The organism is Knoellia locipacati (assembly GCF_044791685.1).
In the GTDB taxonomy this organism is placed as follows: domain Bacteria; phylum Actinomycetota; class Actinomycetes; order Actinomycetales; family Dermatophilaceae; genus Knoellia; species Knoellia locipacati_A.
On sequence record NZ_CP087730.1, the window covers coordinates 2,467,490 to 2,482,711 of the forward strand.

Consider the following 15,222-nt stretch of genomic DNA (forward strand, 5'->3'; position numbering starts at 1 on the left):
CCCCCGGTCAAGGTGCGACAGCCTGCCGGCGCTGATCGAGCCACAGTCTAACGGCGGAGCAGCTCCTCGACGGGTGGCCCGGAGAAGGGTGTCGCGGGCCGGTGAGCGCGGCGGACCGCCCCGCATGCCCCAGTGGCCCGCCGGCGCCTGACGCTCGCCACTCCCTGGTGGGCCCCGCCACGAAGGCGCCTAGGTCAGAAGTACCAGGGGAACGGCGACCAGTCCGGGTCACGCTTCTCGAGGAACTGGTCGCGTCCCTCGACGGCCTCGTCGGTCATGTAGGCCAGTCGGGTCGCCTCGCCGGCGAACACCTGCTGGCCCATGAGTCCGTCGTCGGTGAGGTTGAAGGCGAACTTGAGCATGCGCTGCGCCTGCGGCGACTTCGACATGATCTCGCGCGCGACCTGGAGGGCGTCGGTCTCGAGCTCGGCGTGGGCACTCACGATGTTGACCGCGCCCATCCGGTGCATGTCGTCGGCGGTGTAGGTGCGTCCGAGGAAGAAGATCTCGCGAGCGAACTTCTGGCCGACCATCTTGGCGAGGTAGGCGCTGCCGTAGCCCCCGTCGAACGAGCCCACGTCGGCGTCGGTCTGCTTGAACCGGGCGTGCTCGCGCGAGGCCATCGTCAGGTCGCAGACGACGTGCAGCGAGTGCCCGCCGCCGGCCGCCCAGCCGTTGACGAGGCAGATGACGACCTTGGGCATCGTGCGGATGAGCCGCTGCACCTCGAGGATGTGGAGCCGGCCGCCCTCGGCCTTGACCCGGCGCTCGTCGACGCCGGCGGCGGTGACGTCGTCGGTCCCCTCCTGCGCGTACTGGTAGCCGGAGCGACCGCGGATGCGCTGGTCGCCACCGGAGCAGAAGGCCCACTTGCCCTCGCTGCCCGTGCCCGACGGACCCGGCCCGTTGCCGGTGAGGAGGACGACGCCGACGTCGGCAGTGCGCCGGGCGTGGTCGAGCGCCCGGTAGAGCTCGTCGACCGTGTGCGGCCGGAAGGCGTTGAGCACCTCGGGGCGGTCGAACGCGATGCGGACGGCGCCGAGGCCTCGAGCCCGGTGGTAGGTGATGTCGGTGAAGTCGAAGCCCTCGACCTCGTCCCACGCCGCCGGGTCGAACGTCTCACTCACGCCATCGATCGCAGTCACGCGACGGAGCCTAACGGGGGACGACCCGGGCCCCGCCCTGAGTCAGCGCTGCCAGTCGTAGTCGGCCTCGCCCTCGGCCTTGACCAGCTCGTCCGGCACGACGACGAAGTGGGTGCGCTCCGCCTCGCTGAGGGTGGCCGGGTCGACCTTGCCCTCGGGGTCGACGATGTCGAGGTGCGCCCGCAGGGCTCCCTCCGCGAACTCGTTCCAGGTGAGGCCGGAGCGCTTGGCGTAGCTGCGGGCCTGCTTGAGGAGGGCGGAGTCGAGGCTGATCGTGGTCTGCATGCTCCCAGAGTAGGTTCGCACCATGCGTTTGCTCCCTCCCACACGCGGCCGATGACCCAGCCCTCCCTCGACGACCTGCTGACCCCGCTGCGGGTCGTGTCGATCCCGATGCGGGTGCGCTTCCGTGGGGTCACCGAGCGCGAGGTGGCCCTCATCGAGGGTCCGGCCGGCTGGGGCGAGTTCGGACCCTTCCTCGAGTACGCCCCAGCCGAGGCGAGCCGGTGGCTGGCCTCCGCGGTCGAGGCCGCCTGGGTCGGGTGGCCGGACGCGGTGCGCGACTCGGTGCCCGTCAACGCGACCGTCCCGGCGGTGGACCCGGACGCGGTTCCCGCTGTGCTGCAGCGCTTCCCGGGGTGCACCACGGTCAAGGTCAAGGTCGCCGAGCGTGGTCAGCTCCCCGACGACGATGTATGCCGTGTGGCCGCCGTCCGTGACGCGATGGGCCCTTCCGCTCGGATCCGGGTCGACGCCAACGGCGGCTGGGACGTCGACACCGCGACCGAGACGCTGAGGCGGCTCACGGCATACGACATCGAGTACGCCGAGCAGCCGTGTGCCACAGTCGAGGAGCTGCGCGACCTGCGAGTCGTGCTGGCGCGCAACAGGATCGACGTTCCGGTCGCGGCCGACGAGTCGATCCGCAAGGCCGAGGACCCGATGCGGGTGCGTGACCTCGGGGCCGCCGACATCATCGTCATCAAGGCGGCGCCGCTCGGGGGAGTGCGACGGGCCCTCGAGATCGTGCAGGAGTGCGGCCTGCCCGCGGTCGTCTCGTCCTCGCTCGACACCAGCGTCGGCATGGCGGCCGGGGTCGCCCTTGCCGCGGCCCTGCCCCGGCTCGACCACGCGTGCGGGCTCGGGACCGTCGCCCTGCTCGACGGCGACGTGACGACCGACTCGCTCACCCCCGTCGACGGGGCACTGCCGGTGCGACGTGTCACGGCCGACCCGGACCTCCTCGACCGCTACGCCGCGCCGCCCGACCGCGTCCACTGGTGGCGCGAACGACTCACTGCCGCACTGGAGCTCGCATGATCGACATCCGCTGGGTCTGGACCTTCCTCGACACCCCCGCGCCCGACGGCGACCGCTCGTGGGACTTCTGGGCCGAGGTGACGCGTTCGCACCTCACACCACCACGAGGCGAGCGCGGCGAGTTCTCGACCCTGCTCCCGGAGCAGGGGGACGCCTGGGTCAAGCTGCAGGAGGTCGTCGAGGGCGGTGGCGTGCACGTCGACCTCGACGTCGACGTGCCACTGCGCGAGGCTGCCGAGGAGGCGGCGCGGCTCGGGGCGTCGGAGGTGGCGGCGCACGAGGGCTTCGTCGTCATGCGTTCGCCCGGAGGGTTCACCTTCTGCCTCACGTCCTGGAGCAACGCCGGCTCGGCGACGACGCAGGTGCGCGAGGGCGAGCCCGACCTGCTCGACCAGGTCTGCCTCGACATCCCCGCCGACGGCTACTCGCGCGAGGTCGACTTCTGGGAGACCCTCACCGGGTGGCCGAAGCGGCCGGGCTCGCTCCCCGAGTTCGTCTCGCTGACGCGACCCGACGGCATACCCGTGCGGTTCCTGCTGCAACGACTCGACGAGCCCACCGGCACGGCCCGCGGGCACGTCGACTTCGCCTGCCACGACCGGGAGGCGAGCCGGGAGGCCCACCTGACCGCCGGCGCCACCGTCGTCTCCGAGCACGAGTTCTGGACGGTCATGCGCGACCCGGTCGGCCGTCTCTACTGCCTCACCCACCGGCGGCCCTGAGGGGTCGGGTTCGACGTCTCCCAGCCACGGCACAGGTGCGGCACCTACCCTGTGACGCACCGGCGGACGGAGGGTCGATGGCGACCAAGGGCCTGAGAGGGCGACGCAGCGCGCTCGAGCGCGCGCGCTCGGCCTGGGCGGACCGGGTCGGCCCGCGCCCCCGACCGGACGACGTCGACGACACGATCGTCGACAGCTGGGACCGAAGTGCCGGCCACGTGCCGGAGGGTGTCACCGAGGCGCCGATGGCCGACCCCGACCAGACCCGTGCCGAGTTCGAGGACTCGCCGCTGCACGTCGCGGTCGGCAACATCTCGACCGAGCTGCGACGGGCAGCGGAGGACGGCGACCTCGTCGTGGCGGTGACGGACCGGGACACCCGGATCCTGTGGACCTACGGCGGTCGGGTCATGCGGCGCAAGGCCGAGCGCGTCAACTTCGTCACCGGTGGCCGGTGGGACGAGGAGAGCGTCGGCACCAACGCGCTCAGCCTGGCCCAGCGGACCGGTCGCACGCAGACCGTGTTCTCGGCCGAGCACTACGCCCCGATCGTGCACAACTGGGTCTGCTGGGCGGCGCCCGTGCACGACCCGGCGACGGGTGAGCAGATCGGCGTCCTCGACCTCTCGACGACGTGGGACCGCACGCACCCCATCGGTGCGGCGACCGCGATCGCGCTGGCCGCGCTGCTCGAGCGCGAGATCCCGCGCGGCGGGCTGGTGGGCGCAGCACCCCGGCTCGGGACCGGACTGACGCTGCGCATCCTCGGAGCCGCCGAGGCCCACCTCGACGGCGCGCGGCTGCTGCTCACGAGACGGCAGAGCGAGATCCTCGCGCTGCTCGCGCTCCACCCCGAGGGCCTCACGCTCGACGCGCTGCACGCCGCGCTCTACGGCGACGCGCGGGTCTCGCCGTCCACCCTCAAGGCCGAGGTGTCGCACGTGCGCCATGCCCTCGGCGGCCGGCTCGCCTCACGGCCCTACCGCCTCGACCTGCCGGTGACGTGCGACGCCCTCACGGTCATGGAGGCCGTGCGGGCGCGCGACGTCCAGCGGGCCGTCGAGCACTACGGCGGCGACCTCGTGCCCGGCACCGACTCGCCCGAGCTCACCTCGACCGGGGAGTACCTCGCGGTGGCCGTGCGCGAGTCGCTGCTGGCAGACCCGCGGCCGGAGGTCGTCGTCCGCTACGCCCGCGCGGTCCCGTGGGACGTCGAGGTCGTCGAGCGTGCGCTCGCGGTGCTCGGGGACCGGCCGCACCCGGTGCGCGCCGAGCTCGTGGCGCAGGCCCGAGCGGCCAACCTCTGACCCAACCTCTGGGCCCACCCTCTGGGCCCATCCTCTGCCCATCCTCTGGGCCCAACCTTCGACCAACCTTCGACCAACCCTCGCCGACCTAGCGTCCGCAGCAGATGGTGACGCACTGGCGCGTCACCCGTGGACAAGGAGGTCCGGTCATGGTCTTTGCACCCCCGAACGCCGAGGGCTCGAAGGTGACGATCCCGTCGCACTTCGACAACTTCATCGGCGGCAAGTGGGTCCCGGCGCAGGACGGCGAGACGTTCGAGGACATCTCACCCGTCGACGGCAAGGCGTTCGTCACCGTCGCCCGCAGCAAGGCGGCGGACATCGACGCGGCCGTCCAGGCTGCCACCGACGCCAAGGACGCGTGGGCCCGGACCTCGACCACCGAGCGCAGCAACATCCTGCTCAAGATCGCCGACCGCCTCGAGTCCCACCTCGAGGAGCTTGCCGTCCTCGAGTGCTGGGAGAACGGCAAGCCGGTGCGCGAGACCCTCGCCGCGGACCTGCCCCTGGCGATCGACCACTTCCGCTACTTCGCCGGCTGTGTGCGCGCCCAGGAGGGCGGCATCTCCGAGATCGACCACGACACGATGGCCTACCACTTCCACGAGCCGCTCGGCGTCGTCGGCCAGATCATCCCGTGGAACTTCCCGATCCTCATGGCGACGTGGAAGCTCGCCCCCGCCCTCGCCGCCGGCAACTGCGTCGTCCTCAAGCCGGCCGAGCAGACGCCCGCGTCGATCCTCAAGGTCGTCGAGCTCATCGCCGACCTGCTGCCCGACGGCGTCCTCAACGTCGTCAACGGCTTCGGCGTGGAGGCCGGCAAGCCGCTCGCCTCGCACGACGGCATCAGCAAGATCGCGTTCACCGGTGAGACGACGACCGGCCGCCTGATCATGCAGTACGCCTCGCAGAAGATCATCCCGGTCACGCTCGAGCTCGGTGGCAAGAGCCCCAACGTCTTCTTCGCCGACGTCATGGCCAAGGACGACGCGTTCTTCGACAAGGCCCTCGAGGGCTTCACGATGTTCGCGCTCAACCAGGGCGAGGTCTGCACCTGTCCCTCCCGCGCCCTCGTCCAGGAGTCGATCTACGACGAGTTCATGGAGCGGGCCATCGCCCGGGTCGAGGCCATCACGGTCGGCAACCCGCTCGACCCGAACGTCATGGTCGGCGCCCAGGCGAGCAACGACCAGTTCGAGAAGATCCTCAGCTACCTCGACATCGGACGCCAGGAGGGCGCCAAGGTCCTCACCGGTGGCAACAAGCGCACCGTCGAGGGACTCGAGGGCGGCTTCTACATCGAGCCGACGGTCTTCGAGGGCGACAACTCGATGCGGGTCTTCCAGGAGGAGATCTTCGGGCCGGTCCTCTCGGTCACGAAGTTCACCGACCAGGAGGATGCGCTCCGGATCGCCAACGACACCCTCTACGGCCTCGGAGCGGGAGTCTGGTCGCGCGACACGAACACGGCATACCGGATGGGCCGCGGCATCGAGGCGGGACGCGTGTGGGTCAACTGCTACCACCAGTACCCCGCGCACGCCGCCTTCGGTGGCTACAAGCAGTCCGGCATCGGTCGCGAGAACCACAAGATGATGCTCGACCACTACCAGCAGACGAAGAACCTGCTCGTGAGCTACAGCCCCGACAAGCTCGGGTTCTTCTGAGATGACCGAGCCATCGGTGATGACCCGCGTCGAGCTCACGGACCCTGCCGCCGAGCTCCTCGCGCGACTGGAGCGCATCCACGGTGCGCTGATGTTCCACCAGTCCGGCGGGTGCTGCGACGGGTCGTCACCGATGTGCTTCCCGGCAGGCGAGTTCATCACCTCGGACGCCGACGTGCTCCTGGGCACGTTGGCGCCCGAGGGGGTGACCCCCATCGAGTTCTGGATGAGCACCTCGCAGTACGAGTACTGGAAGCACACCCACCTCACCGTCGACGTCGTCCCCGGCCGCGGCTCGGGCTTCTCCGTCGAGGCACCCGAGGGCGTGCGCTTCCTCATCCGCTCGCGGCTCATGACGGAGGAGGAGCTCGTCGCGTTCGACCTGCTCTGAGGCGCTCTTCGTCGCGTATGCCGTCCGCCCACCACCCGACGTAGGCTCACGGGCGTGCCGCTGCTCCTCGACCTCGAACCGTTGCGGAGCAACACCGACTACCGACGCCTGTATGCCGGGTTCACCCTCTCGAACGTCGGCTCCCAGCTCGCCGTCGTCGCCATCGGGCTCCAGGTCTACGACCTGACCCGGTCGACGGCGTCGGTGGGCGTCGTGGGGCTCTGCGCTCTCGTGCCGCTCGTCGTCATGGGGCTCTACGGCGGGACGCTCGTCGACCACTTCGACCGACGCGTCGTCGGGCTCGTGGCCCAGTCGGTGGCGTTCGTCGTCTCTCTCCTGTGTGCCCTCCAGGCCTGGATGGGCAACACCCAGGTGTGGGTGCTCTACGCCCTCGTCGCCGCGTGGAACGCCGCGTTCGCGGTGTCGTCGCCGGCGCGCACGTCGATCTACCCGCGGATCCTGCGCCGCGACCAGCTGCCCGCGGCCAACGCGCTGTCGGTGTTCGCGATGAACGCCTCGATGACGGTCGGTCCGCTCCTCGCGGGCGTGCTCGTCGACTGGGGCGGGTTCCGCGCGGCGTACACAGTCGACGCCGTCATCACGACCGCCGCGCTCTGGGGCCTGGCCCGGTTGCCCTCTCTCCCACCGGACCCCCACAGCGTCCGCCGAGATGACGGCCTGACCCCCACGGTGGCGGACGCAAGGCAGAGGCGGGCACCCGGCATACGGTCGGTCCTCGACGGCTTCTCGTTCCTCGCGACGCGACCCAACGTCCGCATGACCTTCATCGCCGACATCTGCGCGATGGTACTCGCCCAGCCTCGGGTGCTCTTCCCCGCGGCGGGCGCCGTGATCTTCGGTGGCGGAGCGACGACCGTCGGCGCGCTGTCAGCGGCGGCAGCGGTGGGCGGCATCGGTGCGATGTTCTTCTCCGGACGGCTGGGGTCGGTGATCCACCAGGGGCGGGCGATCCTCATCTCGATCGTCGGCTGGGGCGCGGCGATCGCGGGCCTGGGGGCGGCGATGCTCGCGGCCGGTGACGTGCTCACCCGCGGCCAGGCGCTCTGGGTGGGGCTCGTCGCGATGGCGGTTGCGGGCGGGTCTGACTCGGTGAGCGCGGTCTTCCGGACGACGATCCTGCAGGCGGCGACGCCGGACCACCTGCGCGGCCGGCTCCAGGGCGTCTTCATCGTCGTCGTGGCCGGCGGGCCTCGTCTCGGCGAGCTGCTAGGCGGGTTCGTCGCGGAGAACATCGGCGAGGGGACGACGGCGCTCGTGGGCGGGTTCGCCTGTGTCGCAGCGATCGTCGTGCTCGCGAGGCTGCAGCCGGGTTTCCTCCGCTACGACGCGCGCACCCCGACGCCCTGATCAGTCGGCGGTGGTCGTGAGCCTCGGCAGCTCGAGACCGAGCAGGGCGTTCTCCACGACCTCCGCCAGGGCGGGGTGGATCCAGTACTGGCCGCGCGCCACCTCACGTGCCGACTGCCCGAACGACGCCGCCTGGATGAGTGGCTGGATGAGCGTCGACGCGTGCGGCCCGAGGCAGTGCGCGGCGAGAAGCAGCCCGGTGTCCGGGTCGGCGTGGACGACGAGGATCCCTGTGGTGTCCTCGAGGGCCCATCCGTATGCCGTGTCGCCGAACGACTGCGTGTAGCTCACGTAGGGCGTCCCGGCCTCGTCGAGCTCGGCGCTGGTCGGGCCGAAGCCGGCGATCTGCGGGTGACCGAAGACGGCGTGCGGGACGAAGCGGTGGTCGGCGTCCACGGCCTTCGCGGCCGGGTCGTGGTGGCGGCCGGTGTCGACGGCCAAGTTGTGGGCGACGATGCGCGCCTCGTGGTTGGCGACGTGCTTGAGCTGCCACGAGTTCGCGACGTCGCCGAGGGCCCAGACGGCGTCGGCGGTGGTGCGCTGCTGCTCGTCGATGACGACGACGCCACGCTCGTCGAGCTCGATGCCGCCGGCTGCGACCTCGAGGCGGGCGCCGTTGGGCGTGCGACCGACCGCGACGAGGACGGCGTCGACCTCGAGGTCGGTGTCGCCGTCGAGGCCCTTGAGGCCGAGGGTCCACGTGCCGCCGTCCGAGCGCGTCGCCGACGACACGATCGTCTCGAGGCGCAGGTCGTGGCGACCGCGGGCGAGCTCGGTGTAGCGACGGGAGATCTCCGCTTCCTCGACACGGAGGAGTCTGCTCGACCGCTGGACCTGGGTGACCTCGACGCCGAGCGCGCTGAAGACGTGCGCGAACTCGCAGGCGACGAAGCCGCCACCGACGATCGCCATCCGTCGTGGGAGCTCGTTGATCCGCATCACCGTGTCGCTCGTGTGCACGCCACGGTCGGGGTCGACCCGATCGAGGCCGTCGACGTCGAGCATGTCCGCGCGGGACCCGGCGGCGACGACGACCCGGTCGGCGGTGATCTCCTCACCGGTCGAGAGCGCGAGGTGGCGCTCGCCGACGAAGCGGGCGGTCGCGGCATACACGGTCACGAACTCCTGGCTGCGCCGGAAGCGCTCACCGCCCGCAGCGATCTCGTCGATCCGGCCGGTGAAGATCCGATCGCGGATCGCAGGCCAGTCCACGGTGACGTCGCGGCTGATCGTCACTCCCAGCCGCTGCGCCTCGCGTGACTCGATGACGCGGTCGGCGGGCAGGACGAGCATCTTGGTCGGGATGCACCCGACGTTGAGGCAGGTGCCGCCGAACTTCCCCTCCTCGACGATGGCGATGTCGAGGCCGGCGAGCTCGGGGGTGATGAGCGAGTTCCCCGACCCGGTGCCGATGATGATCAGGTCGTGGTGCGTCGCCATGACAGCAGCGTATGCCGGGTGCTCGCCCCGGTCGTCGGCTCGGGTGGCCGTGCGGGGACCGCGGGCGGCGGTGGAGGAGGCGGTCGACGGCACGCGCCTGTCCACAGGCGTGGTGAGTGGCGCGCCTTGTCCACAGTGCGATGATCTCTGGGTCGACGTGGGATCGCCTGTGGCAGTTGGCTGTTCGCATGGTGGACGTGGAGACCTTGAGGGAGCGGGCCGCACGGTGGCGGCTGGCGGCGGACACGACGCGGCAGGAGTGCCGGATGCTGGCGGGGGTCACCGAGCTGAGCTGGCGTGGCCCCTCGTCGGTCGAGTTCCGCAGGGCAGTCGCGGGGCGGCTCCGAGAGATGCACGAGCTCGCCGAGCGCGAGGACTCCGTCGCCGACCTGCTCGACCGGCTGGCGGACGCAGCGGAGAGGGCGGCGTGAGGTCGTCATGGGGCGTGTGAGGGCTTCGTGAGCGACCTCGACGTCACCGGTGGCGCCGGTGGCGTGGAGGTCGCCGTCGAGGACCTGCGCCGGGCGGCGTCCCGTCTGCGGGTGGCTGCGGGCGTGGTCGACGAGGCAGCGCCGGGCCCGTGGCGGGCACCGTTGCTGCCGGTCGTGGTGTCACCGGAGCTGGTCCAGCTGCTCGGGCGGGCCAGGTCCCAGTCGGGCGACACGCGTGAGCGGGTGGACGAGGTGGTCCGGCGGCTCCGGGAGCTCTCGGTGTCGACCGACCGTGCGGCCGCGGGCTACGAGTCTGCCGAGGCGACCGCGCGTGGCCTCGTGGCCGGACTGCACGACCAGGCGATGGTGCTGGCCTGGCTGGTGTCGGAATCCACGGGCCACGCGTTCGGACTGCTCGACGAGGGGGAGGGGTGGGACGTCGATGTCACCGCCGTGCCGGCTCCCGACTGCGTGCCCGTCCCCACCTCCGCGGACTCGCTCCTCGCCGGTCTCGAGTCGCTCGGCGACCGCGAGAGCGAGGGCGGCGTCCGCGTCATCGAGCTCGCCGCGAGCGACGGCACCACGACGTGGGTCGTGCAGGTGCCGGGCACGCACGGTGGTTGGTTCGAGGGTGGGTCGGTCCCGATGGACTGGTCGGCCAACGTCTCGCTCATGCTCAGCGCGACCAGTGCCTCCAAGGTCGCTGCAGCGCGGGCGCTGGATCTCGCACAGGGCGCTCGGGCGAGTGCGCGTGACCGGGTCGTCCTCGTCGGGCACAGCCAGGGCGGCATCGTCGCCGCAGCGCTCGCCTCGGACCCTGCGTTCGCCGGGAACCATCGCGTGAGCCACGTCGTCACGGCCGGCTCACCCATCGACGACTTCCCGATCCCCGGCTCGACCCAGGTGCTCTCGCTCCAGCACGACACCGACCCCGTGCACGCGCTCGACCTGTCGCCGCCACCGGACCGGCGGAGCTGGACGACGGTCGAGACCACGGCGCCGCTCGACGTCCGGGCCCACCTCGCCGCGGGCGCCCACGCGCTCTCGGCCTACCGCGCAACGGCGGCTCGGGTGGACCGGTCCGGCGACGTCTCGCTGCGTCACTGGCGGGCCGGCCTTGCCCCGGCGCTGGCTCTCGCACCCGGCGCGCGACCGGTGGTGCATGAGTTCCGTGCGGAGCGGCGGTGGCAGAATCGCGACTCGTGACCCCCAAACTGCTCTTCCGCCGGGTGGCCGTCGCCGAGGCGATCACCTGGGCCCTGCTGCTCGTCGGCATGTTCCTCAAGTACGTCACCGAGACGACCGACCTCGGCGTGCGGATCTTCGGGATGGTCCACGGGGTCGTCTTCATCGCCTACGGGCTCGTCGCCATCACGACGTGGGTCAACCAGCGCTGGCAGCTCGGCGTGGGCATGCTCGCCCTCGTCAGCGCCGTGCCGCCCTTCGCCACCATCCTGTTCGACCGGCGCGCGGAGTCCTCGGGCCTGCTCGAGGGTCCGTGGCGGTTCGGGGCCGGCGACGAGACGCCGACCACGGCGCCCGAGCTTGCCCTCGCGTGGCTCACCCGCAACCCGGGACTGGCCGCGGTCGCCGGGGTGGTGGCCGTTGCCGGGCTCACCGGCGCCGCCCTCCTCGTCGGACCGCCCGCGTCGGGCAGCTGATGAACCCGTCCACCGCGCTCGCTCGCATCCTCGTCGACGAGCTCGTCCGCGGTGGCGTGCGGGACGTCGTCCTCGCACCCGGATCACGCTCAGCCCCCCTCGCGTATGCCGTCCAGCAGGCCGAGCGCGACGGACTCCTCCGCCTGCACGTCCGAGTGGACGAGCGGACCGCCGGCTTCCTGGCCCTGGGGCTCGCGAAGGGTTCTGGCACACCGGTTCCTGTCATCACCACATCGGGGACGGCCGTCGCCAACCTGCACCCCGCGGTCCTCGAGGCGCACCACACCGGCGTGCCGCTCGTCGTGATCTCGGCCGACCGGCCGCACGAGCTGCGCGGCACGGGCGCCAACCAGACGACCGCCCAACCGGGGATGTTCGGGTCGGCGGTGCGCTGGTCGGTCGACCTTCCCGCGCCGGAGTCCGTCGAGTCCGTGGGCGCCCCCCACCGCACCTCCGTATGCCGTGCGCTCGCCGCCGCGACCGGCTCGATGCTGGCCGGACCCGGCAACGGTGCCGGCGGTCCAGTCCACCTCGACGTCGGCTTCCGCGACCCCCTCACCCCCGACGACGACCGACTGATTGCCCGTAGCGGCGCCTCCCAGCCTCGTGGAACCGGCAGTTTCCCCGCCGCTACGGGCAATCAGTCGCAGGGGCTGGCGGGGCGCGCCGAGGGTCGGCCGTGGGTCATGCCGCCGGCACCGACGACGGCCATGTCGTGGGGAGGGGTCGAGCACGTCCCGCGGACGCTGGTCGTGCTCGGTGACCTGGGCTCCTCGATCCCCTCGCAGCAGGTGCTCGACTGGGCGAGCCGTCACGGGTACCCCGTCGTCGCCGAGCCGTTCGGGGACCACGACCGGGCCGGCGTCCTGCCCCACGGCCCGCTGCTGCTCACTGCGGCGGACTGGCTGGAGCAGCACCTCCCGGACCGTGTCCTCGTGGTGGGCCGCGTCACCCTGTCCCGAGCGGTGGCCGGAATGCTGCGCCACCCGGCTGTCCGCGTCGAGGTCGTCAGCGCCCAGCCGCAGTGGTCCGACCCCGGACACGTCGCCCACGCCGTGCACCCCCTCTCCGCGCTCACGGACTCGAACGGCGCCACTCCCGACGCGGCATGGCTGGGTGCCTGGCAGGACGCGGGATCCCGTCTGGCGCAGGCGGTCTCGGCATCCCCGGCGAAGTGGGGGACGGGACTGGCCGTCGGTGCCGTGGTGGGGGAGGCCCTGCCGGAGGGGGCCCAGCTCTTCGTCGGGTCGTCCAACCCGGTGCGTGACCTCGACCTCGGCGCGGCTCCTCGGAGCGCACCTCTGAGCGTCGTCGCCAACCGTGGGCTCGCCGGTATCGACGGGTGCCTCTCGACGGCGATCGGCCTCGCCCTGACCACCGACGCGCCGAGCTACGCGTGGGTCGGCGACCTCACCTTCCTCCACGACGGCAACGCGCTGGCCATCGGTCCCGATGAGCCGCGCCCGGACCTCACCGTCCTCGTGACCAACGACGGTGGCGGCGGGATCTTCCGCACCCTCGAGCACGGCGCCCCCGAGCGCGCTGACGACTTCGGCCGGATCTTCGGCACGCCGACGGGGACCGACTTCTGGGCACTGTGCCGAGCACACGGCATACGCCATGTCCTCGCGCAGACGCGCGATGAGGCGGCCGCGGCCCTGTCCGCGGAGCCCGACGGAATCACCGTCGTCGAGGTGCCGGTCGACCCCGAGTCGCACCGCGCAGCGCACGAGCGGCTGCGGCAGGTCGCGCGCGAGGCGCTGGCGATTTCGGGCTGAGGGTCCGGCCTTGCGAGAATGAGCGAGTGACCACCCCCCAGCGCACGGACGTCCTCGTCGTCGGAGCCGGCCCGGCCGGATCGGCGGCAGCGGCATGGGCGGCCCGCGCCGGCCGCGACGTCGTCCTCGCCGACGCCGCCGTCTTCCCCCGCGACAAGACCTGCGGCGACGGGCTCACGCCCCGCGCCATCGGCGAGCTCGAGCGCCTCGGCCTCAAGGACTGGGTCCGCGCGCACACCGTCAACCAGGGCCTGCGCGCGCACGGGTTCGGCCAGACGCTGCTCCTGGAGTGGCCGGGTGGGTCGCTGCCCGACTACGGCTCGGCGGTCGCGCGGACCGAGCTCGACGACCACCTCCGCACGACGGCGCTCAAGTCTGGTGCCCTCGGCGTCGAGGGGGCCAAGGCGGTCGACGCCCGGCTCGAGGGTGGCCGGGTGCGCGCGGTGACGTTCCAGCGCGACGGCGAGACGTTCGAGATCGAGTGCGAGCGGCTCATCGTCGCCGACGGCGTGCGCTCACCGCTGGGCAAGGTGCTCGGTCGCGAGTGGCACAAGGACACCGTCTATGCGGTGGCGGGCCGCTGCTACGTCGACTCGGCCATGTCCGACGACCCGTGGATCAGCAGCCACCTCGAGCTGCGGGGTGAGACCGGCGAGATCCTGTCCGGGTACGGCTGGATCTTCCCCCTCGGCGACGGCACGGTGAACGTCGGCGCCGGCACCTTGGCCACGACCAAGCGACCCGCCGAGGTGGCGATCAAGCCGCTCATGGCGCACTACGTCGAGGAGCGGCGGGCCGACTTCGCGCTGAGCGGCGAGGCGAGGATGCCCACGAGTGCGCTGCTGCCCATGGGCGGCGCGGTGAGCAACATCGCCGGGCCCAACTGGGCGCTCATCGGTGATGCCGCCGCCTGCGTCAACCCGCTCAACGGAGAGGGCATCGACTACGGGCTCGAGGGCGGCCGTCTGGTCGTCGACCTGCTCGACACCGATCTCTCCGTCACCTGGCCGGCGACGCTCCAGGAGCACTACGGCGAGGCGTTCTCGATCGCCCGCCGCCTTGCCGGTGTCGTCACCGTGCCGCGCATCCTGCCGGCACTGGGCCCGGCCGGCATGCGCTCGGACTGGCTCATGACGCTCGCGCTGCGGTGGATGGGCAACCTCGTCACCGACGACGACCGCGACCGTGCTGCACGCGTGTGGCGCTGGGCCGGGCGGCGGTCGATCGCCCTGGACTCGCGCCCGCCCTTCACCTGACCCGCGCGACCCTCTCCGGCCGCCGCACCGACCTGCACCCGACCCGACCCCTCGAGGTCGGGTGCAGGCGATGCGTCCGCTGGTTCCCCGCTCAGCCGGTGGTGGTCCAGCGCCAGCTGCTGCCCTCGAAGTTGACCTCGGAGAGGGAGTCGCAGGCCGACGTCATGCAGACGCCGAAGCGGATGCCGACCTGCTTGCCCTCCGGCAGGTTCTTGTTCATGACGCCGATGACGAACTGGTCGGTCGCGCCCCACCGGATGAGGCCCCGGCGCGAGTCGTCCCCGAGCTTCCAGTGGACCGCCACCTTGCCGGGTCCGCTCTGGTCCCGGAGGTAGAAGTAGTCGCCGTAGGCGTGGTAGCAGGCGTCACCTGCCGGGTGCGACGAGAGCGCCTGGCAGCTCGCCATCGACGAGACGCCGGACATCGTGTCGAGCTCGAGGGTGGCCGCGTTGGCCTGGGTCGACGTCCCGAGCATGAGGAGGGCGGCGGTTGCTGCAGTGAAGGTCATCCGTGTGAGTGTCATGCGCGAGAGGATGGATCCACCCGCTGCGAATCTGCTGCGATCCTGCTGCGGGCGGCGCGCGAAGAGCTGCCTCGTTCCGCGGGCGGGCTGCGGCGGGGTCGCGGCGGCTCACGACGTCGGCCACGGCCTTGACATTGATCCGGTTGTCGCCCGTACCTCGCGTCGCCGGGGCAAGATGTGGGCCCGAAAGCGCGAGATGGCCCCGACAAGGCG

15 protein-coding genes are annotated in these 15,222 nt (G+C 71.8%); 11 read left to right on the forward strand and 4 right to left on the reverse strand.

The features are described 5' to 3' along the window. Positions 1 to 194: 194 nt before the first annotated feature. Complete coding sequence (locus LL946_RS11440) at positions 195 to 1,145, reverse strand: 1,4-dihydroxy-2-naphthoyl-CoA synthase (RefSeq protein ID WP_404380734.1); 951 nt, start codon at positions 1,143 to 1,145, stop codon at positions 195 to 197. A gap of 42 nt (positions 1,146 to 1,187) precedes the next feature. Continuing rightward, entirely contained in the window at positions 1,188 to 1,430 is a 243-nt protein-coding gene (locus tag LL946_RS11445; protein WP_404380736.1) for a hypothetical protein, read from the reverse strand. Positions 1,431 to 1,481: 51 nt separating this feature from the next. On the opposite strand from LL946_RS11445, the gene LL946_RS11450 reads away from it, so the two are divergent. The 6 genes from LL946_RS11450 to LL946_RS11475 all read left to right on the forward strand — a co-directional run bounded on the left by LL946_RS11450 (position 1,482) and on the right by LL946_RS11475 (position 7,920). Next, positions 1,482 to 2,465, forward strand: a complete 984-nt coding sequence (locus tag LL946_RS11450; RefSeq protein ID WP_404380738.1) for an o-succinylbenzoate synthase — start codon at positions 1,482 to 1,484, stop codon at positions 2,463 to 2,465. Further along, the gene (locus tag LL946_RS11455; RefSeq protein ID WP_404380740.1) at positions 2,462 to 3,187 is read left to right on the forward strand and encodes a VOC family protein; all 726 of its coding nucleotides are present in this window, start codon (positions 2,462 to 2,464) and stop codon (positions 3,185 to 3,187) included. Before LL946_RS11450 ends, LL946_RS11455 begins: the two co-directional genes overlap by 4 nt. A gap of 77 nt (positions 3,188 to 3,264) precedes the next feature. After that, positions 3,265 to 4,494: a transcriptional regulator gene (locus LL946_RS11460; RefSeq protein ID WP_404380742.1), complete on the forward strand. Its 1,230-nt coding sequence runs from the start codon at positions 3,265 to 3,267 to the stop codon at positions 4,492 to 4,494. Positions 4,495 to 4,643: 149 nt separating this feature from the next. Further along, on the forward strand, positions 4,644 to 6,161 hold the full coding sequence (locus LL946_RS11465; protein WP_404380744.1) for an aldehyde dehydrogenase family protein: 1,518 nt from the start codon (positions 4,644 to 4,646) through the stop codon (positions 6,159 to 6,161). 1 nt (position 6,162) lies between these two features. After that, positions 6,163 to 6,552, forward strand: coding sequence for a DUF779 domain-containing protein (locus tag LL946_RS11470; RefSeq protein WP_404380746.1), 390 nt, complete (start codon positions 6,163 to 6,165; stop codon positions 6,550 to 6,552). Between the two features lie 54 nt (positions 6,553 to 6,606). Beyond that, positions 6,607 to 7,920 carry an MFS transporter gene (locus tag LL946_RS11475; protein WP_404380748.1) on the forward strand — a complete coding sequence of 438 codons (1,314 nt, stop codon included), beginning with the start codon at positions 6,607 to 6,609 and terminating at the stop codon, positions 7,918 to 7,920. Here LL946_RS11475 and LL946_RS11480 read toward each other — a convergent pair whose 3' ends face one another. Next, a complete protein-coding gene (locus LL946_RS11480) occupies positions 7,921 to 9,360 on the reverse strand; it encodes a mycothione reductase (protein WP_404380750.1) in 1,440 nt (479 codons plus the stop codon). Positions 9,361 to 9,557: 197 nt separating this feature from the next. On the opposite strand from LL946_RS11480, the gene LL946_RS11485 reads away from it, so the two are divergent. Genes LL946_RS11485 through LL946_RS11505 form a run of 5 tightly spaced genes read left to right on the forward strand, consistent with a single transcriptional unit; the run spans position 9,558 to position 14,486 of the window. Continuing rightward, positions 9,558 to 9,791 (forward strand): hypothetical protein, encoded by a 234-nt coding sequence (locus tag LL946_RS11485; protein WP_404380752.1) that lies wholly within the window; start codon positions 9,558 to 9,560, stop codon positions 9,789 to 9,791. Positions 9,792 to 9,818: 27 nt separating this feature from the next. Further along, entirely contained in the window at positions 9,819 to 10,997 is a 1,179-nt protein-coding gene (locus tag LL946_RS11490) for an esterase/lipase family protein (protein ID WP_404380754.1), read from the forward strand. Further along, on the forward strand, positions 10,994 to 11,452 hold the full coding sequence (locus LL946_RS11495; protein WP_404380756.1) for a DUF3817 domain-containing protein: 459 nt from the start codon (positions 10,994 to 10,996) through the stop codon (positions 11,450 to 11,452). Before LL946_RS11490 ends, LL946_RS11495 begins: the two co-directional genes overlap by 4 nt. Then, a complete protein-coding gene (menD, locus tag LL946_RS11500) occupies positions 11,452 to 13,230 on the forward strand; it encodes a 2-succinyl-5-enolpyruvyl-6-hydroxy-3-cyclohexene-1-carboxylic-acid synthase (protein WP_404380758.1) in 1,779 nt (592 codons plus the stop codon). Before LL946_RS11495 ends, menD begins: the two co-directional genes overlap by 1 nt. A 26-nt stretch (positions 13,231 to 13,256) precedes the next feature. Then, on the forward strand, positions 13,257 to 14,486 hold the full coding sequence (locus tag LL946_RS11505; RefSeq protein WP_404380760.1) for a geranylgeranyl reductase family protein: 1,230 nt from the start codon (positions 13,257 to 13,259) through the stop codon (positions 14,484 to 14,486). Positions 14,487 to 14,577: 91 nt separating this feature from the next. On the opposite strand, the gene LL946_RS11510 is transcribed toward LL946_RS11505, so the two are convergent. Then, on the reverse strand, positions 14,578 to 15,009 hold the full coding sequence (locus tag LL946_RS11510; RefSeq protein WP_404380762.1) for a hypothetical protein: 432 nt from the start codon (positions 15,007 to 15,009) through the stop codon (positions 14,578 to 14,580). Between the last annotated feature and the right edge of the window lie 213 nt (positions 15,010 to 15,222).